At 33.5% G+C, this 25,647-nt stretch carries 27 protein-coding genes; all 27 read right to left on the minus strand.

The features are described from left to right. Positions 1-135 (minus strand): type II toxin-antitoxin system RelB family antitoxin (gene relB, locus RYL55_RS02270; protein WP_315006982.1); only part of this gene is annotated, 135 nt, incomplete at its 3' end. A 354-nt stretch (positions 136-489) separates the two neighbouring features. Then, positions 490-2,037 (minus strand): ABC transporter ATP-binding protein, encoded by a 1,548-nt coding sequence (locus RYL55_RS02275; protein WP_315006911.1) that lies wholly within the window; start codon positions 2,035-2,037, stop codon positions 490-492. A 472-nt stretch (positions 2,038-2,509) separates the two neighbouring features. After that, entirely contained in the window at positions 2,510-3,724 is a 1,215-nt protein-coding gene (gene hflX / locus RYL55_RS02280) for a GTPase HflX (RefSeq protein ID WP_315006913.1), read from the minus strand. Continuing rightward, complete coding sequence (miaA, locus tag RYL55_RS02285; protein ID WP_315006914.1) at positions 3,725-4,669, minus strand: tRNA (adenosine(37)-N6)-dimethylallyltransferase MiaA; 945 nt, start codon at positions 4,667-4,669, stop codon at positions 3,725-3,727. It abuts the gene before it with no gap. A 1-nt stretch (position 4,670) separates the two neighbouring features. After that, a complete protein-coding gene (locus RYL55_RS02290) occupies positions 4,671-5,396 on the minus strand; it encodes a glycerophosphodiester phosphodiesterase (protein ID WP_315006916.1) in 726 nt (241 codons plus the stop codon). Next, positions 5,389-7,107 (minus strand): DNA repair protein RecN, encoded by a 1,719-nt coding sequence (recN, locus tag RYL55_RS02295; RefSeq protein WP_314257253.1) that lies wholly within the window; start codon positions 7,105-7,107, stop codon positions 5,389-5,391. The genes RYL55_RS02290 and recN overlap by 8 nt, the downstream gene beginning before the upstream one ends. A 10-nt stretch (positions 7,108-7,117) precedes the next feature. Beyond that, positions 7,118-7,945 (minus strand): TlyA family RNA methyltransferase, encoded by an 828-nt coding sequence (locus RYL55_RS02300; RefSeq protein ID WP_315006918.1) that lies wholly within the window; start codon positions 7,943-7,945, stop codon positions 7,118-7,120. A 10-nt stretch (positions 7,946-7,955) separates the two neighbouring features. Beyond that, a complete protein-coding gene (locus RYL55_RS02305; RefSeq protein WP_315006920.1) occupies positions 7,956-8,840 on the minus strand; it encodes a farnesyl diphosphate synthase in 885 nt (294 codons plus the stop codon). Positions 8,841-8,851: 11 nt separating this feature from the next. Continuing rightward, the gene (locus tag RYL55_RS02310) at positions 8,852-9,052 is read right to left on the minus strand and encodes an exodeoxyribonuclease VII small subunit (protein ID WP_006702549.1); all 201 of its coding nucleotides are present in this window, start codon (positions 9,050-9,052) and stop codon (positions 8,852-8,854) included. Beyond that, positions 9,046-10,386: an exodeoxyribonuclease VII large subunit gene (gene xseA / locus RYL55_RS02315; protein ID WP_315006922.1), complete on the minus strand. Its 1,341-nt coding sequence runs from the start codon at positions 10,384-10,386 to the stop codon at positions 9,046-9,048. The genes RYL55_RS02310 and xseA overlap by 7 nt, the downstream gene beginning before the upstream one ends. Next, positions 10,379-11,227 carry a bifunctional methylenetetrahydrofolate dehydrogenase/methenyltetrahydrofolate cyclohydrolase FolD gene (gene folD, locus RYL55_RS02320; RefSeq protein ID WP_315006923.1) on the minus strand — a complete coding sequence of 283 codons (849 nt, stop codon included), beginning with the start codon at positions 11,225-11,227 and terminating at the stop codon, positions 10,379-10,381. Before folD ends, xseA begins: the two co-directional genes overlap by 8 nt. Positions 11,228-11,322: 95 nt before the next feature. Beyond that, a complete protein-coding gene (gene nusB / locus RYL55_RS02325; protein WP_006702546.1) occupies positions 11,323-11,787 on the minus strand; it encodes a transcription antitermination factor NusB in 465 nt (154 codons plus the stop codon). Then, positions 11,784-12,182, minus strand: a complete 399-nt coding sequence (locus RYL55_RS02330) for an Asp23/Gls24 family envelope stress response protein (protein WP_314078075.1) — start codon at positions 12,180-12,182, stop codon at positions 11,784-11,786. Before RYL55_RS02330 ends, nusB begins: the two co-directional genes overlap by 4 nt. 126 nt (positions 12,183-12,308) lie before the next feature. Continuing rightward, positions 12,309-13,370: a Xaa-Pro peptidase family protein gene (locus RYL55_RS02335; protein ID WP_315006925.1), complete on the minus strand. Its 1,062-nt coding sequence runs from the start codon at positions 13,368-13,370 to the stop codon at positions 12,309-12,311. A 161-nt stretch (positions 13,371-13,531) separates the two neighbouring features. Beyond that, entirely contained in the window at positions 13,532-14,299 is a 768-nt protein-coding gene (gene accA, locus RYL55_RS02340) for an acetyl-CoA carboxylase carboxyl transferase subunit alpha (RefSeq protein ID WP_315006927.1), read from the minus strand. Then, entirely contained in the window at positions 14,296-15,159 is an 864-nt protein-coding gene (accD, locus tag RYL55_RS02345; RefSeq protein WP_315006929.1) for an acetyl-CoA carboxylase, carboxyltransferase subunit beta, read from the minus strand. The genes accA and accD overlap by 4 nt, the downstream gene beginning before the upstream one ends. Positions 15,160-15,171: 12 nt before the next feature. Continuing rightward, positions 15,172-16,542 (minus strand): acetyl-CoA carboxylase biotin carboxylase subunit, encoded by a 1,371-nt coding sequence (gene accC, locus RYL55_RS02350; RefSeq protein WP_315006931.1) that lies wholly within the window; start codon positions 16,540-16,542, stop codon positions 15,172-15,174. 3 nt (positions 16,543-16,545) lie between these two features. Further along, the gene (gene fabZ, locus RYL55_RS02355) at positions 16,546-16,977 is read right to left on the minus strand and encodes a 3-hydroxyacyl-ACP dehydratase FabZ (RefSeq protein WP_006702538.1); all 432 of its coding nucleotides are present in this window, start codon (positions 16,975-16,977) and stop codon (positions 16,546-16,548) included. A 10-nt stretch (positions 16,978-16,987) separates the two neighbouring features. Next, positions 16,988-17,476, minus strand: coding sequence for an acetyl-CoA carboxylase biotin carboxyl carrier protein (gene accB / locus RYL55_RS02360; protein ID WP_315006933.1), 489 nt, complete (start codon positions 17,474-17,476; stop codon positions 16,988-16,990). Positions 17,477-17,479: 3 nt separating this feature from the next. Next, positions 17,480-18,715: a beta-ketoacyl-ACP synthase II gene (gene fabF, locus RYL55_RS02365; RefSeq protein WP_315006934.1), complete on the minus strand. Its 1,236-nt coding sequence runs from the start codon at positions 18,713-18,715 to the stop codon at positions 17,480-17,482. 12 nt (positions 18,716-18,727) lie between these two features. Next, positions 18,728-19,459 carry a 3-oxoacyl-[acyl-carrier-protein] reductase gene (fabG, locus tag RYL55_RS02370; RefSeq protein WP_315006936.1) on the minus strand — a complete coding sequence of 244 codons (732 nt, stop codon included), beginning with the start codon at positions 19,457-19,459 and terminating at the stop codon, positions 18,728-18,730. Continuing rightward, the gene (gene fabD / locus RYL55_RS02375) at positions 19,456-20,415 is read right to left on the minus strand and encodes an ACP S-malonyltransferase (protein ID WP_315006938.1); all 960 of its coding nucleotides are present in this window, start codon (positions 20,413-20,415) and stop codon (positions 19,456-19,458) included. Before fabD ends, fabG begins: the two co-directional genes overlap by 4 nt. Positions 20,416-20,462: 47 nt before the next feature. Then, positions 20,463-21,422 (minus strand): enoyl-[acyl-carrier-protein] reductase FabK, encoded by a 960-nt coding sequence (gene fabK / locus RYL55_RS02380; RefSeq protein ID WP_315006939.1) that lies wholly within the window; start codon positions 21,420-21,422, stop codon positions 20,463-20,465. A 15-nt stretch (positions 21,423-21,437) separates the two neighbouring features. Then, positions 21,438-21,668, minus strand: a complete 231-nt coding sequence (locus RYL55_RS02385) for an acyl carrier protein (RefSeq protein WP_314111816.1) — start codon at positions 21,666-21,668, stop codon at positions 21,438-21,440. Between the two features lie 19 nt (positions 21,669-21,687). Then, positions 21,688-22,641, minus strand: coding sequence for a beta-ketoacyl-ACP synthase III (locus RYL55_RS02390; protein ID WP_315006942.1), 954 nt, complete (start codon positions 22,639-22,641; stop codon positions 21,688-21,690). Beyond that, positions 22,641-23,105 (minus strand): MarR family transcriptional regulator, encoded by a 465-nt coding sequence (locus RYL55_RS02395; protein WP_315006944.1) that lies wholly within the window; start codon positions 23,103-23,105, stop codon positions 22,641-22,643. Before RYL55_RS02395 ends, RYL55_RS02390 begins: the two co-directional genes overlap by 1 nt. Positions 23,106-23,248: 143 nt before the next feature. Continuing rightward, on the minus strand, positions 23,249-25,366 hold the full coding sequence (locus tag RYL55_RS02400; protein ID WP_315006946.1) for a heavy metal translocating P-type ATPase: 2,118 nt from the start codon (positions 25,364-25,366) through the stop codon (positions 23,249-23,251). Positions 25,367-25,647: the final 281 nt, after the last annotated feature.

Below are 25,647 nucleotides of genomic sequence, written 5' to 3' on the forward strand. Positions count from 1 at the left end.
AGCATCGTATTCATCTTCTAGAGCTTCAAGAGTTTTGGTGCGGATAAGTTCCGATAGGGAAACTACTTCAAACTTAGCCATTGCTTTCATAAATCTTTTATCAGCTTCAGAAACTTTTAATGTAATAGTAGTCATCTTTTATACTCCCTTTTCTAAGGGTAACACCATTGTATTACTTTTTAGGTATTCAGTCCATTTAAAAAGAACATCTTCTCTTGTTTTTTATATTGAATGTTTAACTTCCATTTTTTACGTAACAAATTTAAAGTAAAAAGAACTTTTCTCCGTGGCCAAAGTAAAATTAGCTTGAAAAGCTAATTTTACAGGAAACTTTGAGACCGTGGCTCAAAGTTTAGGCATGAGACTCGCAAAGCGAGGCTGCTGCCGTCCTAGCTACTTTTAGAAAAGTTCTTTTTACTTTAAACGCCATTAATGATCTCTAAACAAAAGTACACATTTATTATCCTTCAAAAATAAATATGATTTAAATCATTTAAAGATATCTATCGAATCATACTCAATATCTTCTAATTCTTGCTTACGATGTGTTATCATAATAACCATTGTATTTTCTAATTTAGATAAACTATTTAAAATCATTTTCGAACTGGCAATATCTATACTTGAAAAACTTTCATCTAATAAAATGATAGGATTTGGATTAACTAATAACCTTGCAATCGCAATCTTTTGCTTTTCTCCACCTGACAAATCATTTATATTTTTAGTTAAATCAATATTTAATTGCCTAATAATTTCCTTAAAATTATCTGACTCTTCTTTTCCTAATAAAATATTCTCCTTGATACTTGTATCAAACATATAACCTTGTTGTCTTAAATAACTAAATAAGTTATCTGTATTGTATTGTGTAATATTATCCCCATCAATCAAAATGGTACCTTTTTTTGGTTCTAATTGCTGTAATAATAACTTGAAAAGTGTGGACTTTCCTTTACCAGAAGCCCCATTCAATACATACCATTTTCCTTTATCTAATTGTAAATTAACATTGCTAAATAATACATGATCTGTTGAATAACCAAATTCTAAATTTGAAATAGTAATATTATCCCACGATAATATTACTGGTTTTTCAATAGTTTTATCATCACTTGCTTCAACCTTATCAATTTTATCTAACAGTTGAACTGAAGAATGAATAATAGTCATATATTGATTAATCGCAGAAATTGAATCAAATAATTTCATTGCTAAATCAGTTGTAGTAAGAATTGCACCAACTAAAATTAACTGATTTATTATCAACAACCCTGTTACAAATATGACCGATAATTGACTGATTACATTCAATAGAAAAATAATAAATGTAACTTTACTCGTTTCTTTAGCAAGTAATACTCTACTATTCTTAATTTTAAATAACTCTTGACTAAAGGAATCCTGATAAAAATTTAATGCACCAAATTCTTTTAGAACATCAATTCCTGTTATCATATTATTAATTTTATTCAAGTAACTTTTATTTGCCTCAGCAACATGATTTCCTGCATTAGACACCATTTTTTTGGTCATTATCGGGATAAAATATAATACAATTGATAATGCAAGACTGACAATGAATAATAAATAATGGACGTAAAATAAAGCAATTAAAGATAAAATAGCACGCAACATAAATTTTATCATACCAAAAATACTTCTTAGTACTTTATTTTCAATCATATTTACATCATTTTGAAGAAATGACTCAATTTCCTTTTGTTCTTTACCGTTAATATAATTAGCTTTAATATTCCAAGAAGCATCTGACATATCACTACGCATCTTATTACATATGTTTTGAATAACAATTTCTTGATAAATTGTTTGATAGTAAGAAATGATTAAACTAATAATCCATAATCCCAAAATAATGAATACTTCAATCATGAATACCTTTACATTTTGTTGGATGAGATATTCGGCTACCTTTGTCATTCGTAAGGCAGCATAAACTTGTAAGCCAGATACAGTAAATAAACCTGCTATATTCAACAGAAATCCTAACATCTCTCTTCTTAAATATTTAATCATTTCTATCCTCCTTAAAAAAATGGGTCGTATTCTAACACGTAAAGCAATAAACAAGACTTTTACAGATTGTAGCAAGGTCGACAGCAGCCTCGCCTTGCGAGTCTCATGTCTAAACTTTGAGCCTTGGTCTCAAAGTTTCCCTGTAATATTAGCCAAAATGGCTAATATTACTACTGCTACAATAAAAGTCTTTCCTATTGCTTTACTTTTTATCTTCCAATGATTTTTAAATCAACCTTTAGAATTTTCTTTCATAAATTTTCCAGATAAAAATTTCTTACGTAACAAATTTAAAGTAAAAAGAACTTTTCTCCGTAGCCGAAGTAAAATTAGCTTCTCAAGATAATTTTACAGGAAATTTTGAGACCTTGGCTCAAAATTTAGGCATGAGACCGCAGGGCTGCTGTCGTCCTGGCTACTTTTTAGAAAAGTTCGGTTTACTTTAAATGCCTTAAGAGAAGTTTAAATAATATTACATTCCTTTTTTACGATAGCCTTTTACATAGTATTGGTTTTTCTCTTCATTAAACTCCAAAATTTCTACTAATGTATTCTGTTGTAGTTGTGAAAGTTTTTGTGCTTCGTAAACTTCTACCCATTCTTCATAATGGTCCATTTCTGCTTTCATTTGAGCTGCAAGAAATTCTCTCAATCGCTCAATATCTGTTGCATTTTCAGCAGACATTACTAACGAAGGATAAGCATTTGGTTGAAATTCTCCAACGATTAAATCAGATTTATTATAAATCGTCACCATTGGAATAGTTTCCATTTCTAAATCCTCAACTAAATCATGAACCGTTTTTTCATGCATTAAGAAATTCGGAGATGATGCATCAACTACGTGCACTAATAAATCAACATCCGCACTCTCTTCTAAAGTTGACTCAAATGCGTGAATTAAAGTCATTGGTAAATCTTGAATAAATCCAACGGTATCCGTTAATGTCACATCATAGTGATCGGCCAAATCAACTTTTCTTGTTAATGGATCTAAAGTTGCGAATAATTGATCCATCTGGTAAGTTCCTGCATCTGTTAATTGGTTTAGAATTGTTGATTTTCCAGCATTTGTATATCCAATTAATCCCATTCTAAAACCATTCGAACGATTTCTCTTCATTCTTGAACGTTGACGATGTAATTTCGTTTGTTCTAATTGTGCTTCAATATCTGAAATTTGTTTACGAATGTGTCGTTTATCCGTTTCTAATTGAGTTTCCCCTGGTCCTCTTGTCCCAATTCCCCCACCTTGTCTCGATAAGGCTGTACCTTGTCCTGATAAACGTGGTAATAAATAATTTAATTGAGCCAGTTGTACTTGAAGTTTTCCTTCTTTTGAACGAGCACGCATCGCAAAAATATCTAAAATTAATTGAACACGGTCAATAATTCGTGCATTAATCGTTTCATTTAGATTTTTCGTTTGAGAACCTGTTAAAGATTGGTAGAAAACAATTAAATCAATTTCTAATTCATCGACTAAATGACTAATTTCTTCTACTTTCCCTTTTCCAATCATTGTACGACCACTATAAGTTTCTCTTTTTTGAGTAACTGTTACAACAACTTCTCCTTGAGCGGTATCTACTAATTGCTTCATCTCTTCTAAAGCATATTGGAATTGCTCATCTGATTGTGTTGTTTGCACAGCAACAATCATGACTCTTTCTTTTGTGTTTTCCATTTATTCACTTCCCAGTAAAAACTGCTGACAATCTAAAATAACTTGAGCAATTGTATTAGGATTTTCTACTAAATCATACCAATGTACAGCTTCGAATCGGTTTCTAAACCATGTGAATTGTCGTTTGGCATATCGTCTAGAGTTTTGTTGAATTTTTTGAATGGTAGCTTCTTTTGATAATTGACCCTCAAAATAATCCACCCATTCTTTGTACCCAATTCCTCGAATCGATTGAACATCTAATCCTTTTACAGCATCATATAATTGTCTAGCTTCTTCTTCTAAACCATTTTGCATCATCATTTCTACTCTTGTATCAATTCTTTCATAAAGGACTGCTCTATCCGTTGATAATCCGATAATATAGGCATCAAAAATAGCTTCTTTTTGTTGTTGGTCATTAGCTGAGAATGGTTTCCCGCTTGCATGAGTAACCTCTAATGCTCGAATGACTCTTCTTGTATTGTTTGGATGAATAGTTTCAGCACTGACCGGATCAACTACTTTTAATTGTTCCCACATAGCCTGAGGTCCAATTTCTTCTAACTCTTTTTCCTTTTCTAGTCGATAAATTGGATCGTTAGAATCTTCACCACTAAAATGAAAATCAAATAATAAACCTTCAATATACAGTCCAGTTCCTCCAACAATAATTGGAATTTTTCCACGACTTGCAATGTCTTGAATCGTTTCTCTTGCCATTTGTTTGAAATCACTAGCAGTATACTCTTCTTTCACATCACAGATGTCTAATAAGTAATGAGGAATTCCAAGTGATTCTTCAGGAGTTACTTTAGCTGTTCCTATATCCAATGTTTTATAAACTTGCATCGAATCCCCATTAATGATTTCTCCATTTAATTGTTGTGCTAATTCGATACTAAGAGCTGTTTTCCCAACACCAGTTGGACCAACAATAACAATGATTTTTTGTTTGTCTACCATATTACTCCTTTATTTCACCTCGAAGATCTAGTGCTTTTTGCGGACAATCTGTAAAAATTGCTTCTACATGAAGCTCAAAACAATGGTTCATCTCTTCTTCTTGATTGACTGTCCATACACGTTTTGGATACTGTGAATGAATCTCAAAAGCTTCTTTTAATAAGCGATAGTCCGGATGAACAGCTTCAAACTTCACTTCTTCAAATACAAAATTTGCCATTTCTACCGATTCATATAAAAAGGCAATTTCTTGATTTGGTCGTAATTGTTTCATTTGAATAATGCTTCTCGGATTAAAACTAGAATAAATAATCGCAAAATTTGGTTGCATTTTTTCTTGTAATGCCACACATTTTTCAACAATTCCGGCATATTCAATTTGATCCGTTTTTAATTCAATATTTAATTCACCTTTGAAATTCAATTCCTTTAACAACTGAAAAACTTCTTCCAATGTCGGAATTTTTTCTCCAGTAAATGATTCATGAAACCAACTTCCTGCATCTAATGCTTGAATTTCTTCTACTGTTAAATCTTGAATGAAACCACTACCATTCGTCGTACGATCCACTGTTTCATCATGAATCACGACTAATTCTCCATCTTTTGAAACATGAACATCTAATTCAATCCCATCACTATGAACACGTACTGCCTCTTGAAAAGCAGCTAATGTATTTTCTGGATGAGTTCCTCTACTTCCTCTATGTGCAAAAATTTTAGTCATTTGCAATCACCTGTTTCTTTTGAACTTTATTTTGTTGACGAATCTTCCCAGACAATGCAATCAATTCTGCTGCATGTTGTTTGGTTAATGCTGTCATTTCTTCTCCAGACAACATACGACCAATTTCTTCGATACGTTTGTCTTCTTCTAATGTTGTTAGAGTCGTGCGTGTACGCTCATCTTTTTCCATTTTTTCAATAAAAATATGAACTCCCGCAATACTTGCCACCTGTGGTAAATGAGTAATACATAATACTTGGGCAAATTCAGAAATATAATGCATTTTATTCGCAATTGCTTGAGCTACTCGTCCACTAACTCCTGTATCTACCTCATCAAATACAATCGTTCCCACTCCATGCTTACGCACAAAGATCGTTTTCATGGCAAGTGTAATTCTAGATAATTCCCCACCAGATACAATCTTTTGTAATGGTTTAACAGGTTCACCTTTGTTTGTTGAAATATAGAAGTATACTTCATCCATCCCTGTTTCAAGTAATTGTTCACTTGGTAAGACACGAATTTCAAAAATAGCTTGTTCCATATACAATTCATGTAACTGTGTTTCTATTTTTTCCGCTAATTCAAGTGCGATTTCTTGTCTTTGTTTTGTCAATTCATCTGCCACTTGTTTTGCTTTTTGTTCGATTTGTGCTTTTTCTTGAATTAAAGTTTCGATAATACTTTCTTTATTTTCAATTTGATTTAATTGAGCTTGTGCTTGTGCTTGGAACTCTAATATTTCTTCTGCATTATCTCCATACTTCCGTTTTAACTGATAATAAACATCTAAACGTTCTTCTATATAGGCTAATCGTTCTTCATCATATTCTGCATGATCTAATTCATGACTCATATGAGAAACAGCATCTTGTAATTGATAATAAGATTCTTGTAATTGTTGATACAATTGTTGGTAATTTTCTCCAATTCCTTGTAAAAATCCTATTTCTTGAGAAGCTTGACTAATGGCATCTACTGCAGAATATTCTTCCGTTTGTAACATAGATAAAGCAGACATTAAGTGTTCTTGAATTTTTTGGAAATGAGTGAAATATTCTTTTTCTTGAACTAATTCTTCCTCTTCTCCCATATAAATATTTGATAATTCAATTTCTTCTACTTGAAATTTTAATAAATCAATTTTTTGTGCATCTTCTTTTTCAGCAGTTTGTAACTTTCTTAATTGCTCTTGAATACTACAAAAATGTTCATAATACCTACGATAGTCATCTTTTAACGGTTGCAACTTTTGTCCTGCATAGGCATCTAAAAGACTTAAATGATGCTCTTCGTTTAATAATAAGAAATGTTCATTTTGCCCATGAATATCAATCAAATAAGGACCAACTTGTTTTAATAATGAAACTGTAACCATTTGTCCATTAATGCGACAAGTCGATTTACCTGTTTGATATAATTCACGTTGAATCATGATTTCATCATTTTCAATTTCAATGCCTAATGCTTCGATGTTTCTTTTTGTCTCTTCTGAATCAATGGTAAAAACTGCTTGAATTGTCGCTTTTTCACTGCCATATCGAATCATTTCTAAACTAGCACGTTCTCCAGCGAGTAATCCTACTGCATCAATAATAATTGATTTACCTGCACCTGTTTCACCAGTTAATACCGTCATGCCTTTTTCAAATTGGCAGCGAACTTCTTCAATAATTGCAAAATTTTTAATAAACAATTCTTGAATCATCGTTCCACCTCTATTTTAGATTTTTTAATTGTTGATGTGCTTCTTTCACAACTGCTTGAATACCAGTCTTCCAATCATAAGAAGAAGCAACTGTTTCATGTAATTGCAGATGTGCTAAAAACTCAATATTTCCACTTCCTCCCGTAATTGGAGAGAAGGTTAGCTGATTTACAGAAAAACCAATTTGTTCGCAGTATTCTAGAATTTCTTCTAATACATCTTGATGAACTTTTGGATCACTAACGATCCCTTTTTTTCCAATACGTTCTCTTCCAGCTTCAAACTGTGGTTTAATCAGTACAAGAACGTCCCCATCCATCTCTAAAATATCTTTTAATGGTGGTAGAATTAATTTTAATGAAATAAATGAAACATCAATCGATGCCACTTGAGGTTTTCCTTTTGTAAAATCTTCAGGCTTACTAAATCGGAAATTCACTCTTTCCATGACTTCTACTCGTTCATCTTGTCTTAATTTATAATCTAATTGATTATATCCAACATCTAATGCATAGCTTAATACAGCACCATGTTGTAGAGCAGCATCTGTAAATCCTCCTGTTGAAGCGCCAATATCAAGTAAAATCTTACCTTCCACACTTACATCAAAAGTTGCGAGTGCTTTTTCTAATTTCAATCCACCTCTTGAAACGTAGCGAAGGGTTTCTCCTTTGATATAAAGTTCAGTTGTAATTGGAATTTTTTCGCCAGGTTTATCATAGCGAATATGTTTCACAGCATCGACAATTTGCCCTGCCATGACAAGTCTTTTCGCTTTTTCCCTAGAATCTGTCAATCCTTGTTGTACGACTAGAAGGTCTACTCGTTCTTTTTCCATTCTTTCTCCTTTAAATCTCTACATATGATAGAATTTTTATAAATATTTCTTGTACTTGTCTTTGAACCGTTGTTTCATTTGGAATAGATAGAATCGCTTGTTTTGCCTGGTTAATTTCTTGTTCTAAGGCAAGTTTTGCTCCATCAATTCCTAAAATGCTAGGATACGTATTTTTTTCTAATGCTGCATCTTGTCCAGTGACCTTACCTGTTTTTTCTGAATTCCAGCAAACATCTTGTAAGTCATTTTGAATTTGAAAAGCTAAGCCAAAATGCAAGCCAAATTTTAAAAGAGCTTCTTCATAAGGTGTTGCAAACTCTAATACGAGTAAGCCTAAACGAATCGCAGCTAATAATAATTGTCCTGTTTTATCTGCATGAATTTGTTTGAGTTGCTCTAATGTAATTTCTTGATGTTCACTTGCAATATCTCTCATTTGACCTGTAATCATACCACTAGCTCCAGAAGCTGAGCCTAATACTTGCATGGCACGAACTTTTTTTGCATCCGATAATTGACATTGAGCTAATTCTTCAAATGCAAGTGTTAGTAAAGCATCCCCTGCTAAAATAGCAGTTGCTTCATCAAATTTCTTATGAACCGTTAACTTGCCACGACGATAATCGTCATTATCCATTCCTGGTAAGTCATCATGAATTAATGAATACGTATGAATCATTTCTAAAGAAGCTGCTACCGGTAACACTTTTTGAAGTTCTACTTCTTCTAAATGACTGATTAACAGTACTAATAATGGACGGATTCTCTTTCCTCCACTACTACAAGCATATAGCATAGCTTCTTTCAATCTTGTTGAAATATTTGGAATTTTATCTATTCGAGTTAATAAATAGTTCTCTATTTCTTGTTGCCAATATGAAATCATTTCACTCATGAGTTACTCCACTAATCTTCTTTTACAACAATCATTTTGCTGACTGTTTCTTCTGCTTTTGTTAATGTTTCATTACAATATTGACTTAAAGCCATTCCTTCTTGAAATTTAGCAATGGCTTCATCTAAAGGAACATCTCCTCTTTCCAATTGCTGTACAATTTGTTCTAATTCACTCATTGCTTCTTCAAATTTTTTCTCTTTCTTTACCATAGTTGATTTCCTTTCTCTACAGAAGTCACTTTAGAACGAACTGTTCCATCGACTAATTGAATCGTTAATTCTTGATTTACTTCTAACTGGTCAACACTTTTAATAATTGTTTCCTCTTGTTGCAAAATCCCATACCCACGATTCATAATTTTTAATGGACTTAATAAGTCTAATTGTTGAATCGCTCTTTGAAATTGTTGTTTTTTATCCTTCATCAATTGACCTTGTGCTTGTTCTAATCGTTTTGCTAAATATTGGAGTGCTTGTTTTTCCGTTTGCACTCTTCTACTTGGTGAACCTAATTCTAAACGATGTTGATTTTTTACTAATTGTTGACGTTTGTGCTGAACACTTTGTTGCATCATTTGCTGCAATCGCATTTCTAATTGATCCACTCGTTGTTGATAGACTTGATAAATCCTTTCTGGATTTTGGAAAATACTTGCATTCGCTAATGCTTGCATTCTTTCTCGTTTGATTTGTAATTGTCGAGATAACGCTTGTTCCAGACGTGTCTGCAAATTTCTCAATTGTTGATGAATTTCCATTAAAACAGGCGTTGCAATTTCTGCAGCAGCTGTTGGAGTGGCAGCTCTCATATCCGACACAAAGTCAATTAAAGTTGTATCTGTTTCATGCCCTACACTTGAAATAACTGGAATCGACAACTCAGCGACTCTTCTTACAACAGGCTCCTCATTAAACGCCCACAAGTCCTCAATCGATCCACCACCACGTCCAATAATGACAACATCATAATCTTCTTGTTCTACTAAGTCTAAATTTTTCAAAATACTATTGACTGCATGAACTCCTTGTACAACTGTTGGATATAAGACTAATTGAACAATAGGAAATCTTCGAGCCACCGTTGTTTGAATATCTTGAATAACCGCACCTGATTCACTCGTTAAAATCGCAATTTTTTTAGGGAATTGAGGGATTGGCTTTTTAGGAAGAGAAAATAAACCTTCAGCTTCTAATTTCTTTTTCAATTGTTCATAGGCTAAATAAAGAGCCCCAACTCCATCCGGTTCCATATGTTCAATATTAATTTGGTACTGTCCTGATTTTTCAAAAACGGAAACTTTACCAATCACTAATACTTTCATCCCTTCTTCAGGGCGGAATTGAATCTTTTTAAAGGCAGATTGAAACATTGTTGCTGAAATAATCGCCTGTTCATCTTTTAAACTAAAATATTGGTGAGTTGGACGTAAACGAAAATTTGAAATTTCCCCTGTTAGATAAACTCTTCCAAGATGAGGGTCTTTATCAAATTTATATTTAATATATTTCGTTAATGCCGAGACTGTTACATATTCTTCACTCATGAATGTTTACCCTCTTACATGCATTAAGATACGTCTGTTCTAATAACATAGCAATCGTCATTGGACCAACTCCTCCTGGTACTGGAGTAATGGCACTTGCTTGATCTTTAACACCATCAAAATCTACATCTCCAACGAGTTTACCAGATTCTAATCGGTTAATGCCCACATCAATAATGACCGCACCTTTTTTTACATGTTCTTTCAAAACTAAATTTGGTTTTCCAACCGCACTAATAATAATATCGGCACGAGCGATTTGTTTCTCTAAATCTTTTGTTCGACTATGACAAACAGTTACAGTTGCTCCACGATTTAAGCCTAATAAAGCCATTGGACGACCAACAATCGTACTTTGTCCAATGACAACCATTTCTTTTCCAGTAAGATCAATTTCATACTCTTCTAATAATCGAATAATTCCTTTTGGGGTACACGGGACAATACTTTCATCTTTTTGAAGTAATTTTCCTAAATTTACAGGATGGAAGCCGTCTACATCTTTTTCGGGAATAATGGCTTCTAATACGGTCTGGCTATCAATCTGTTTTGGTAATGGTAATTGAACTAAAATTCCATGAATAGCGTCATCTTCATTTAGTGTTTTAATTTTTTCTAATAACTCTTCTTGAGTAGTAGTCTCAGGTAATCTTTCAACAACCGAATGAAAGCCCACTTCATTTGCAGCACGTTCTTTATTTCGTACATAAATTTGACTAGCAGGATCTTCTCCTACTAATAATACGACTAAGCCGGGTTTTACTGCCTGTTCTTCTACTTTTTGTTTCAATTCTTGACGAATTTTTAAGGCTAAACTTTTACCATCTAATACAATCGTCATTTACTCACTCCTTTAAATAAAAAATTGAGCAAAAAGTGTTCCTGGAAGCAAATCATTGCTTCGGAGCGCCTTCTTGCTCAACCTCCTATACTGACTTACCCTTCAACAAAGTTTGATAAGACACCATTAATAAATTTCGCTGATTTTTCATCACTATATAATTTTGCAATTTCAATTGCTTCATTCAATGCAACTGTTTGAGGAACTTCCAATTCAGGTGAACGCATTTCGCAAACTGCTACACGCATAATCATTAAATCTAAGCGAACAATCCGATTTAATTCCCATCCTTTTAAATGTGAGGAAATTAAAGCATCAATCTCTTCTAACTGGTTTTGAACCCCTTGGATTAAATCTAATGAATAATGAATTTCTGGAAACTCATCTAATAACGCTTCATTAGAATATACTTCTTCATCAAATGATTGTTCATCATGCAATACATCTAACGCTAAGCGAACAGCATCAAATTCTGATAAATCTTTACAAATATCCATTTGATACAAAGCTTGAATAGCAATAATACGTAGTGCACGTCTTTTTAATGGGTTACGACTCACTCTTCATCCCCCAATTCGAAAAATTCTGAATCAACATTTTTTGCTGGAATAATTGTTTGAACATGAATATTTACTTGAGAAATTTCTAATTCACAACTAAATAATAATTGTTCTTTAATTTTATTTTGTAATAATAATGCTAATTTTGGAATAGATACTCCATAATCAACATTACCGTACACATCAAGAATAAATTCACCTTGTTCTTGGGTTAAATAAGCACCTTTAGCTAGTTCTTCACGGCCAAAAAGTGTATTCACACTTGTCTTAATAATTCCTGATAAAGGATGGAATCCTTCCACTTTAGAAGCAACAATTCCTGCAATGCTCTCAATCACTTCAGGGGCAATTTCAATAGCACCTAAAACGGCTGTTTGATTTGAATATTTTTCCATAATGAACCTCCTTTTACAAAGATTCTGAATCGCTATCTAACTCAATGAGCATCACGAATCATGATCTTCACTCTCTTCTACAGTTTACCATGATTTTTGTTCTATCACAACTCACAAGGTAGTATCTTATAAAATAATCAATTCGCGTGGAACTTGTTGAATCACTTCTCCACCAGTTGGTGTAATAATAATATCATCTTCAATACGAACACCACCAACACCTGGAATATAAATTCCTGGTTCATTTGTAATCACATTCCCTGGAACAAATGCTTGAGTTGCTAAACGACTTACATTTGGTGCTTCATGAATTTCTAAACCAATTCCATGACCAGTTGAGTGCGTGAAGTATTCGCCATATCCTTTACTTGCAATATAGTCACGAGCAATTTTATCTAATTCTACCCCAGTTTTACCTGGTCCTGCTGCTGCACTTACTAATAATTGAGCTTGTAATACAACATCATGAATTTCTTTTAATTGATCTATTGGTTCCCCTACAGCAATTGTACGAGTCATATCAGAAACATACCCTTGATAGTAACATCCAAAGTCTAATGTTACTAAATCACCCGTTTCGATTAATTTTTCACTAGCAACACCATGTGGCATTGAAGAACGCACACCACTTGCAATAATCGTATCAAATGAAACGCCAGATGCGCCTTGTTTTCTCATGAAGAAATCTAATTCATTGGCCACTTCAATTTCACTCATTCCAGCTTTTAGTACATTTAAAATATGTAAAAAGGCTGCATCAGAAATCGAACAAGCTTTACGAATCGTTTGAATTTCTACTTCATCTTTAATTTCACGAATTTTTTCTACTAATCCTTGAGTTGGAACTAAATTTGTATCAAATTCATCTTCAAAAACTTCTAGCATAGAAACAGATAAGTGGTCTGCTTCAAACCCAACATGTTTTAATCCATGTTTTTCTATTAATTCACGGAATACACCTAACCAACCTGTTTTATGTTCAATCACTGTAAATCCTTGTGCTTGTTTTTGAGCTTGTTGAGTATATCGAGCATCTGTTACAAAATATGCTTCATTTAATGTAATTAATGAAAAACCTGTTGTACCTGTAAAATTCGCTAAGTAACGTAAATTATATGGACTATAAACAATCAATCCATCAATTTCTAAATCCTTCATCGCATTTCTTACTTTTTCAACTCTAATCATATAATCACCTTCCAAAATCTTTTGTGTAACCTAGTATAACAAAAAAACTCAATAATATATATGATTTTTAAGAAAAAAATAAACTTTTTAGGTTTACCTAAATTTAATTCACTTCAATAAAAAACAACTACAACAAAATGTCATAGTTGTCCTGTATTATTTTAAAATTTTCTAAATCTTTCTAAGCGTTGGCTTACTAATTCTTCTTTTGATTTTGTCCGCCATTCTTTTAAAGATTCCAATAAAGATGTTTGAAGATCTGCCGCAATTTTTTTAAACGAACGGTTTTTCTCTAAAATAATTTTATCGACAATTCCTTCTTCGAGTAATTCCTTACTTGTAAACTTCATTAATTCACTTGCTTGTTCTGCTTTGGTACTATCCTTCCACAAAATCGAAGCAAATCCTTCTGGAGATAAGATTGAATAAATGGCATATTCCATCATCCAAACTTCATTAGCAACAGCTAATGCAATGGCTCCTCCACTTCCGCCTTCACCCATTAAAATGGCAATAACCGGAACGGTTAAATGACTCATCTCTTGAAGATTTTTGGCAATGGCTTCCCCAATCCCTCTATCTTCAGCGCTTTTACCACAAAAAGCTCCAGCAGTATTAATCATCGTAATAATTGGTCGATTAAATTTTTCAGCCTGTTTCATCAGTCTTAAACTTTTTCGATAGCCTTCTGGATGAACTTGTCCAAAATTACGCTCAATATTTTCTTTTAACGTATGACCTTTTTGCATTCCAATAACTGTAACTGGAATCTCTTTTAAACGAGCAATACCACCAATAATGGCAGCATCATCTGCAAAAAAACGATCTCCTTTTAATTCAATAAAGTCATCAAAAATTTCGTCAATCCATTCTTTAGTAGTTGCACGGTTTATATCACGTGCTTTTTGGACGATTTTCATTGGTTTCATCTGAATTCCTCCTCTAAAGAATGTAGACTTAGAATAGTTTTTAATGTTTCCTTTAACTGAGTACGATGAATAATGGCATCAATAAATCCATTTGCCTGTACAGTTTCAGCTTGTTGGAAATCATCCGGTAACTTTTCTTTCATCGTTTGTTCAATAACACGTTTACCAGCAAAACCTACGATAGCTTTCGGTTCACTAATAATAATATCCCCTTGCATCGCAAAACTTGCTGTGACACCACCGGTTGTAGGATCTGTTAATACCGTGATGTATAATAATCCTGCTAAGTGATGTGCTTGAACTGCTGCACTAATTTTTGCCATTTGCATTAAAGAAAAAATTCCTTCTTGCATTCTAGCTCCTCCTGAAGCTGTACAAACAATAATTGGAAGCTTTCTCTTTATTGCTTCTTCAAAGGCTAGAGTCAATTTTTCACCAACGACTTGTCCCATTGAACCCATCATAAAATAAGGATTCATAATCGCTAAAACAAAGGGAAACTGACTAATTTTTGCAAGCCCAACCGTTACAGCTTCTTGTTCTCCTGTTGTTTGTCTAGCTTTTTTCTGTTTCAAATCATACCCTGGAAACTCAACGGGTACTTTTACCTTTGTATCAACAAACCATTCTTCAAACTCATCTGTCATAAAAGCAATTCTTTGCTTTGGTGTTAATCTAAAATGATAATCACAATTTGGACAAATTTGAAATTCCCCAATATCATCCAAATAAACTGTTTTTTGACATTGAGGGCATTGAATCCATTTTCCATCGGGAATCATTGGAGCTTTTTCAGATTCTACTACATCAACAGGATTCTGTTTTAATGAAATATAAGGACGTTTTTTAAATAAACCCATCTAATCACCCCTTTATGGACGAGACTCATGAAACCACTCTGGTAAGAATTTTTCTTCTACAACATTTGTCGTATAATCTCCTCTTTCAAAGAAAGGTGTTACTAATAAATCTTGTAAAAATTCTTTATTTGTCTCTACGCCTTCAACTACTAATTCTTGAAGAACTCGTTGCATTTTTGAAATGGCCTGAGTTCGACTTGGTGCATGTACAATTAATTTTGATAACATGGAATCATAAAATGGTGGAATTTTATATCCAGAATATAAGGCAGATTCAATTCTTACACCTAAACCTCCATTTGGTTGATGTAAAACTTCAATCTTACCTGGAGAAGGTCTAAAGTTTTCTCTTGGGCATTCTGCATTTAAACGACATTCGATTGAGTGTCCTTTAATATGAATGTCATCTTGAGTAAAGCTTAATTTTTCCCCATAAGCTACTTTTAATTGCCATTCTACTAAATCAATTCCTGTAATCATTTCTGTAATAGGATGTTCCACTTGAATACGAGTATTCATTTCCATAAAGTAGAAATTTTTATCCTCATCTACTAAAAATTCAATCGTACCCGCATTTTCATAACCTACTGATGTTGCAGCTAACACGGCTGCTTGCCCCATTTTTTTACGTAATTCATTATCTAAATAAGGACTTGGTGCTTCTTCAATGATTTTTTGATTTTTTCGTTGTAAAGAACAATCACGTTCTCCTAAATGAACAACATTACCATGAGAATCTGCTAAAATTTGAAACTCAATATGTTTGGCAGGATAAATGATACGCTCAATATACACTTCTTCATTTCCAAATCCTTGAAGAGCTTCTTGTTGAGCAGCAAGAAATTGTTTTTCAAATTCATCAATTGTTTGAACTTTACGAATTCCTTTTCCTCCACCACCTGCAACAGCTTTAATTAAAAGAGGGAATCCAATTTTTTCTGCAATTTTCAAGCCTTCTTCCACTGTAGGAACAACCCCATCACTACCTGGTATAACGGGAACTCCTGCTTTCATCATTTGTTTACGAGCTTGTGCCTTATCCCCCATCATTTGAATAACATGTGCGCTAGGTCCAATAAATTTTACTTGACATTCCTCACACATTTTTGCAAATTTAGGATTTTCTGATAAAAAACCAAAACCTGGATGAATCGCTTGTGATCCAGTTAATACAGCTGCACTTAAAATATTTTCAACATTTAAATAAGATTCTTTACTAATATTTTTACCAATACATACTGCATAATCTGCTAACTGCACATGTAATGCTTCAGAATCAGCCTGAGAATAAACTGCTACTGTTTCAATTTGAAGCTCTCTACAAGCACGGATTAGGCGACAAGCAATTTCTCCACGATTCGCAATTAAAATTCTTTTAAACATAACTTACCTACCAATAATAAAGGTTAACTCCGCTTCACAAACAACTTTACCATCTACAAAGGCTTTTGCTTTACCAATTCCTGCATATTCTTTTAGCTTAAGAATGTCCACTTGAAGTGTTAAAACATCACCCGGTGTTACTTTTTTTCTAAATTTTACGTGATTTAATCCGCCTAAATAAGCTGTTTTTCCTTTAAAACTTTCTAATGATAATAATGGAATTGATCCAGCTTGTGCTAGAGCTTCCACAATTAAAACTCCTGGTAATACAGGTTCTCCTGGGAAATGTCCTTGAAAAACATGCTCATTATACGTTACATTTTTAGTAGCCACTACGTGCTCACCTGGAATTAATTCTTCAACTCGGTCAATATATAAAATCGGAAAACGATTTGGAATTAATTTCATTACATCTGTTACTGTCATTACACTCATGATGAACCTCCTAAATTTTCTTTAAAGCAAATAATTCTTGCCCATAATCTACCATTTGTCCATTTTCAACAAGTATTTCAACTACTTCACCTGAAAAATCTGCAGTAATTTCATTCATAATTTTCATAGCTTCGATAATACATACTGGTTGTCCAACTTGAACTTTATCTTGTACTTGTACAAAAGTAGGATCATCTGGAGAAGGTGCTAAATACACAATCCCCACAATTGGACTTTTAATATACTGTAAATCTTCTTTTGCAACTGTTTCTTGAACTTCCGGAGCTTTCGCAACTACCGTTTCAGAAACAATTTCTTTTGTAGGTACTACTGCCGCCGGCTTCTCTTCAATAGCTTCAGTAACTTTTTTAGAACCACTTACTGGATAATTTTCACGTTTAGAAAGTTGAAGATCTACTCCCTCTTGTTGTAAATGTAATTCCATTAAACTTGAACTATCGAATAATGAAACAATGGCTTTTAAATCCTCTATATTCATACATTACCCTTTCCACTTTTTAAAGCATAATACTGCATTATGTCCACCAAATCCTAGTGAATTACTAATGGCAACATTTACTTCCTTTGCTATCCCCGTTTGAGCTGTAACATTTACAGAACATGCTTCATCTTGTTCTTTTACATTAATAGTTGGCGGAATAAAGTCTTCTCCAACTGCTTTGATACAAGCAATCGCTTCAATAGCTCCTGCTGCACCTAATAAATGTCCTGTCATTGATTTTGTACTTGAAACATGTACATGATCTGCTGCATCTTTTAAAGCATAGCGAATCGCTGTTACTTCAGAAGAATCATTTGCAGGAGTACTTGTTCCATGAGCATTAATATAATCTACATCACTTGGAGATAATTGCGCTTCATCCAAAGCATGTAAAATAGCTTTTCCTGCACCACTACCATCTGGAGTAGGTGCTGTCATATGATAAGCATCAGCTGTTGCTCCATAACCAACGATTTCAGCATAAATCGTTGCGCCTCTCTTTTGAGCATGTTCTAAACTTTCTAATACAACAACTCCTGCTCCTTCTCCCATTACAAAACCATTACGGTTTTTATCAAATGGGATAGAAGCTGCATTTGGATCCTGACTATTACTTAATGCTGTTAAAGCAGCAAATCCAGCAATACCAATTTCACAAATCGTTGCTTCTGAACCACCAGCTAAAATCACATCAGAATATCCATGTTTAATATTTCTAAATGCTTCTCCAATCGCATGACTTCCACTTGCACATGCTGTTACAATTGAAGAACAAATTCCTCTAGCTCCAGTTTTCATTGAAATATTTCCAGCAACCATATTTCCAATTGTCATTGGTACAAATAATGGTGCAACTCTTGTAGGACCTTTTTCATGCATTTTAATAATTTGTTGTTCCATCGTTGGAAGACCTCCAATACCAGAACCAACAATTACTCCAAAACGATCAAAGTCTGTATTTTCTGTTGTAATCCCACTATTTTCAACGGCTTGTAACGCTGCAGCAATTCCATATTGGCAAAATAAATCCATACGTTTTGCTTCTTTACGGTCCATATATAAAGTAGGATCAAACCCTTTTACTTCTGCTGCTACATGAACATCAATATCTTTCGTATCAAATTTTGTAATGAAATCTATCCCATTCTTACCATTTTTCAATCCATCCCAGTAACTGGCAACATCATTTCCTAATGGCGTAATAGCCCCCATTCCTGTAATGACAACTCGATTCATGATTTTCCTCCTTTACATGTATAAACCACCGTTAATTTGTAGTACTTGTCCTGTCATATATTTCTGTTCTGCTAAATACAAACAAGCTTCAGCAATATCTTCTACTGTTCCAAATTTACGCATTGGAATTTGTTTTTCCCATTCCTTACGAATTTTTTCTGGAAGTGCTTGTGTCATTTCAGTATCAATATAGCCAGGTGCAATTGCATTGACCGTAATACCTCTTGATCCAATTTCTTTAGCTACTGATTTTGTTAGGCCAATAATCCCTGCTTTACTTGCAGCATAATTAACTTGACCAGCATTACCAGAAACACCAACAATACTTGTCATATTAATAATACTTCCTGATTTTTGACGTACCATGTATGGACTAGCAAAACGAATGAGATTAAAACATCCTTTTAAATTAATATCAATGACATCATCAAAATCTTCTTCTTTCATTTTTAACACTAATCCATCACGTGTAATCCCAGCATTATTGACTAATACATCAATTTTTGAAAACTTTTCAATCGTTTGTTCGACTAAATTTTCTGCAACTTCAAATTTTGAAATATCACCAACAACAGTTAGTACTTCTCCAGGATATGGAGTAAATAAATCTAATATTTCTTGACTAATTTCTGAAGTTGCATTGAGTACAATATTAGCTCCTTCTTTTGCAAAAGCTAATGCAATGCCTAATCCAATTCCTCTTCTACTTCCAGTTACAACGACTGTCTTATCGATAAATTTCATATACTCTCCTCTTTCATTCTACGTAATTCTTGTACTGTTTGATTCAATTGTTTGATTGATTCCGTTTGAAGTACAGTTACTTCGATTGAATGACTTTTGGCAATTTGTTTAATCATTTGAGATAAACTTTTTCCAGGTCCAATTTCTACAAACACTCGAATTCCTTGTTCTAACATCCATTCAACATTTTGTTTCCATTTAACTGAATGAGTGATTTGTTGTGTTAATATCTCTACTTCAATTGGAACGGAATGTGGTACTCCAGTTACATTACTTAATACTGAAATACTTGGTGTTTGAAACGGAATTGTTTGTACAAAGTCACTAAATTTTTCTGCTGCTGGAGTCATTAATTCTGTATGAAAAGCTCCACTTACTGGAAGAAGGACGGCACGTTTTGCCCCTTGTTCTTTTAATATTTCTACTGCTATTTCAACAGCATCCTTTTTTCCACCGATTACTAGTTGCCCTGGTGTATTATAATTTGCAGGCGATACTAATAATCCTTGTTGTTGTAATTCTTTACATACCTTTTCAATGACTTCATCTTCTAATCCCAAAATAGCAGCCATTGTACCAGCATTTTGATTAGCTGCCTCTTGCATCCATTCTCCTCGTTTTGAAACAAGCTTCAATGCTGATTCATAACTTAATGCACCACTTGCCATTAATGCACTATATTCCCCAAGAGATAGACCGGCAACGATATCTGGATGAAATCCTTCTTCTTCAAGAAATTGTAAAATAAGCTTAGAAACAAATAATAATAATGGCTGTGTATACTTTGTTTCGTGAAGTTTTGTAGAATGTTCATCTTCTAATAGTTCTAATACTGAAAAATCTAATACCTTTTGTGTTTGTTCTAATAAATTCTGACCCTTAGGATTTTCTAGAAATTCTAACCCCATTTGAGGTTTTTGACTTCCTTGTCCCGGGAAAATAAAAGCCGTTTTCATAAGCACTCCTTATATTTTGAAGTTCAAAATAAAATTTCCTTAAAAAATTAGAATCCAAAACGTTTCATTTGTTCTTGAATCGTTTTTTGAGATTCAACCATTAATTCATCAATAATTTCTTTACAAGTTTCTTCTTTTTGAATTAAACCAGCAATTTGACCTGCCATCATCGATCCCATTTGAGTGTCACCTTCGACAACAATTCGTCTTAAAGCTCCTTTTCCGATTTCTTCTAATCGCTCAAAATCAGGATTTTCTTTACTAGTTTCTTCTTTTTCTGCCTGTAAATAAATTTTTGTTAATTTATTTCGCAATACACGAACTGGATGTCCTGTGATTTGACCTGTAATAACAGTATCAATATCTTTTGCTTTAATCACTGCTTGTTTAAAATTATCATGTGCAGTAGATTCTTTTGCAACTAAGAATCTAGTTCCTAATTGTACTGCTTCAGCCCCTAACATAAAGGCAGCTGCCATTCCACGTCCATCTCCAATACCACCAGCAGCGATAACTGGAATAGTTACAGCATCGACAACTTGAGGTAATAATGCGATAGTTGTTGTTTTACCAATATGACCTCCAGCTTCCATCCCTTCGATAACAACAGCATCAGCTCCAGCTTTTTCCATACGTTTTGCTAAAGCAACAGAAGCCACTACTGGAATTACAGTAATACCTGCCGCTTTAAATTTATCCATATATTTCCCAGGATTTCCAGCTCCAGTACAAACAACTTTTACACCTGCTTTGCAAACTACATCGACAACTTCATCAACAAACGGACTTAATAACATAATATTCACACCATATGGTTTATCCGTTAATTGCTTCATTTCATCAATGAATCCTTGTACAACTGGACCAGGAGCATGACCACATGCAATAATTCCTAGTCCACCTGCATTGGATACTGCACTTGCAAGTGACGGATTAGCAACCCATGCCATTCCGCCTTGAATGATAGGATATTGGATACCAAGTAATTGACAAATTTTTGATTCCATATAACTCATTCCTTATTATTTTTCTGCTAATTGACTATCAACGTATTTTACTAAATCTTCTACTGTTTCTAATCCATCTTCTGTATCAATTTTTACATCAAATTCATCTTCAATATCATTAATGATTTGGAATAAATCTAAGCTATCAGCATCTAATTCATCTTTTAAGCTAGTTGATAATTGTACTTCTTCTTTTTCTTTTCCTAATTGCTCTGTAATAATTTCTTGAATTTTTTCGAATGTCATGTTTGTTTCCTCCAAATAGTTAAATTGTTATGATGATACTTCCCCAAGATAAACCACCACCAAAGCCACTTAAGAGTAGCTTTTGTCCACTACCAATTGTAATCGATTGATTTTGAACTAATTCATCAAGAAGAATCGGAACACTTGCTGCTGAAGTATTACCAACTCGTTCTAAATTTGTTGGGAATTTATCGATTGGTTGTTTTAATTTTTTTGCAACTTGTTCGATTAAACGAATATTTGCTTGATGAAGAATATACAAATCTACTTCATCAGCGCTCATATGAGCTTTTTCTAGAGTTTCTGAAATATTTTTAGGAACTTCCCTTGAAACGAGTTCAAAAACTCCCCTACCGTCCATTTTCATTGTGGAGAGTGTATGTTGCTCCATTCTTTCACCACAAACTAAAGCATCTCCTTTTAAACCGTCAGAACGTAAACTTTCAACGAATACATTTGTTTGATCAGATTTTTCTAATAAAACTGCACCCGCTCCATCCCCAAAAAGAATGGCAGTTGAGCGATCCTTCCAGTCTAAAACAGATAACATTGTTTCAGCACCAATCACAATACCATATTTGTGATTTCCGGCTGAAAGCATCTTTATAGCTGTGGATAAAGCAAATACAAATCCTGCACAAGCAGCACTTATATCAAATGCAAATGCATGATTCGCTCCAATTGCTCCTTGAACTTTTGCTGCACAAGAAGGACTCATAGTGTCAGGAGTCATTGTAGCTACAATGACAAATTCAATTTCATCTGGATGTATTTTAGACTCTTCTAAAAGCTTTTGAGCAGCTCTTATAGCTAAATCACTTGTTGTTAATTCTTTAGCGTAGCGTCTAGTTTGAATTCCAGTTCTTTTTCGAATCCATTCATCTGTAGTATCTAATTGCAGTTCCCAATCAGCATTTTTTATTTCATGAATTGGTAGGTAAGAACTTGTATGAATCACTTTTACAGTGGACATCAAATCTCTCCTTTTTGAACTTCAGCTTTAGCTTCATGTAAAAAGTTATATAAATTATGAAGACCTTTTACTAAGATAGCCATTTCTTCCTCGTTCATTCCTTGAATCGTTCGCTTCACTAGTTTTTCATGAAACTTGCGATGTAATCGATACAAAAGACGTCCTTTACTTGTTAAACCTAATCTAACAATACGTCGATCTTTTGCATCTTTTAAACGTACAACATACCCTTTTTTCACTAATGCATTAACTGCTACTGTTAGCGTCCCAACAGTTACATTTAATGAATTGGCAACTTCAGTGGTCGTAAGTTCATGGTACATACCAATGGCTTCAATGGCATGCATTTCTTTAATAGATAAATCTTTAAATTGACTTTGCGCCAATGAAGATTCTTCAATATCCAGCATTTGGTTAAAGACGTCTACCAAATACTCATTAATTTTCTCTAGAGGTGTTTCCATTACTTTCTCCTAATTAGTTTGAATATCAAATCATTTGATATTCAAACTATACTAAATAATACTTTGAATGTCAAACATTTTTTTGCAAAAAAAATTTCTCTTTCAACCTTCATTTTTAAGAATTTGAAAGAGAAATACTTCATTTATTCAATTGGTGTAAAAATTAACCTTAATGCATGTAATAGCACTACTACTGTACTTCCTTCGTGAAGAATAACTCCAAGCGTTAAATCACTCCAACCAAGAAAATTTAATAGCACTAATATAATCACAATCAATAAAGAAAAAATTAAATTTTGCTTTGTAACAGTCATCATTAATTTGGAAACCTGATGCAATGTTTTTAAAGAATCTAATTGACTATTCATCAATACAATATCACTTGATTCCATTGCAACATCCGTTCCTTTTCCCATTGCAATTCCAACTTCTGCATTCACTAATGCTGGAGCATCATTAATACCATCTCCTACCATTGCAATACTCGGATATTTCATAGACCACTCTTTTAAGATGTTTGTTTTTTCTTCAGGTAATACATTACCTCTTACTTCATCCACTTCTAGTTCTTTTGCAATCGCCTCAGCTGTTTGGATAGAATCTCCTGTTAAAAGCATCGTTTGAATATATTCTTGTTTAAAATAATTAATCACTTGTTTTGCTTCTTCTTTTGGAGTATCTAATAGCGCTACTGCTCCGACTACTAAATGGTCCTCACTTAATACGACAACTGTTTTCCCTTCATTCATCCACTGCTCAACAATTTCTGTATATTTTCCTAATGTAGCAAAACTAGAAGGTTTTCCAATACGATACGTATGATTTCTGTAAGTTGCTTCTAATCCAATTCCTACTTTTGGTGTAACAGATAATGAGTAAGTACGATAAGCCAATCCAGATTCTACGATTGCAAAGGCTAATGGATGATTCACTTTTTTCTCCATAGATACTAGAATAGAATATAATTCAAATTCACGATCTTTATCCATCACTTTTGCCACAACTTTAGGTGTACCATTTGTTAGTGTACCAGTTTTATCAAAAGCAATCACTTCAACTTCAGACATTTTCTCTAAAGAAGCTCCAGATTTAATGAAGATGCCTTTTCTAGACAAAGTTGAAATAGCTGCTACTGTTACTGGTGTAGCACTAGCGGCTAGCGCACATGGAGATACGGCAATTAAATAAACCATTCCACGATAAAAAGCTGTTAAGAAATCCCATTTTAACAATAGAATTCCGATGGCTAATACAACTGGGAATAAAGCCAATACAATTGTGACATAAACAGGTTCCCATTTCTTTAAGAAACTACCTGTGCGAGTTAATGATTGACCAGCTTCTTGTACTAAAGTAATAATCTTTCCAAGTACACTGTCATGTTGTGTTTTAGTAACTTTAATGAGCAGTGTTTGTGTTAAATTTAAAGTTCCAGCAAATACTTCACTTCCTACTTCTTTTTCAACTGGAATGGATTCTCCAGTTACAGAAGCTTGATTAATAGAGGACATTCCTTCAATAATGATTCCATCTGCTGAAATTTGACTTCCATTCAATACTTGAATAATATCTCCAACTTCTAAAGAAGAAGCATCTACTTCTTCAAAGTGTCCGTTATTCATTTTTTTCAACGCTACTTTTGGCTGTAATTGTAATAAGTGAGTCATATCTTTACGACTTTTCTTTTCTACATATTCCTCAAGGGAATGGGCAAGCGTAAAAATAACAATTAGCATTGCTGCTTCTTCAAATTTCCCAATAAAAATTGCACCTAGTGCAGCAAGTGTCATTAGTAAGTGAACATTAGGACGAAACTTTTTAAAATGCTTTGTTTCCTCTATTGTGTCCATAATACCTTCAACAATGACTTCTTTCCCAATACAAGCAATGGTTAAAAGGAATAAAGCATTTGCAATCCAACCTACACTTTTTTCTAACATCAATGCTAGTACAAACATTCCAATAGCAAGAATCCAACGTTTCCAAGAAATTTCATGATGATGATGACCAGAACAATGACCACAATGATCATGATGGTGGTGGTGGTCACCGTGTTCATGCAAATGATGATGAGAATCATGATTGTGACTATGATGTTCACTGTGTTCATGAGAATGATGGTGAGAATCATGATTGTGACTATGATGTTCACTATGTTCATGATGATGTGTTTCTTCATTTATTCTTTGATTCAATAATTGATTCCATTTTAGTTTAAAAACTTCTATAAATTCTTCTAAAGCTTTAAATTGATATTTCATACCCCACACCCTTTCTTACTAAATTTGAGAAAAAAGAAAAGACTTATCATAATAGCAAATAAAATCGCAGGTTTACTAGTATCCGTTTGCTATTATACTTATAAGTGCACATTCATAATCTAACGTATAAAAGAATTGACTTTTTTAGTAGTAGAAGCAATATAAGCCAGTTTGGCTTATATTGCAGGAAACTTCGAGACCAAGGCTCGAAGTTTAGCCATGAGATTCGCATAGCGAAGCTGCTGGCGTCCTTTACTACTTAAAAAGTCAATTTCGGCAAA

Origin of the sequence: uncultured Granulicatella sp. (assembly GCF_963515615.1) — a bacterium.
Taxonomy (GTDB): Bacteria; Bacillota; Bacilli; order Lactobacillales; family Aerococcaceae; genus Granulicatella.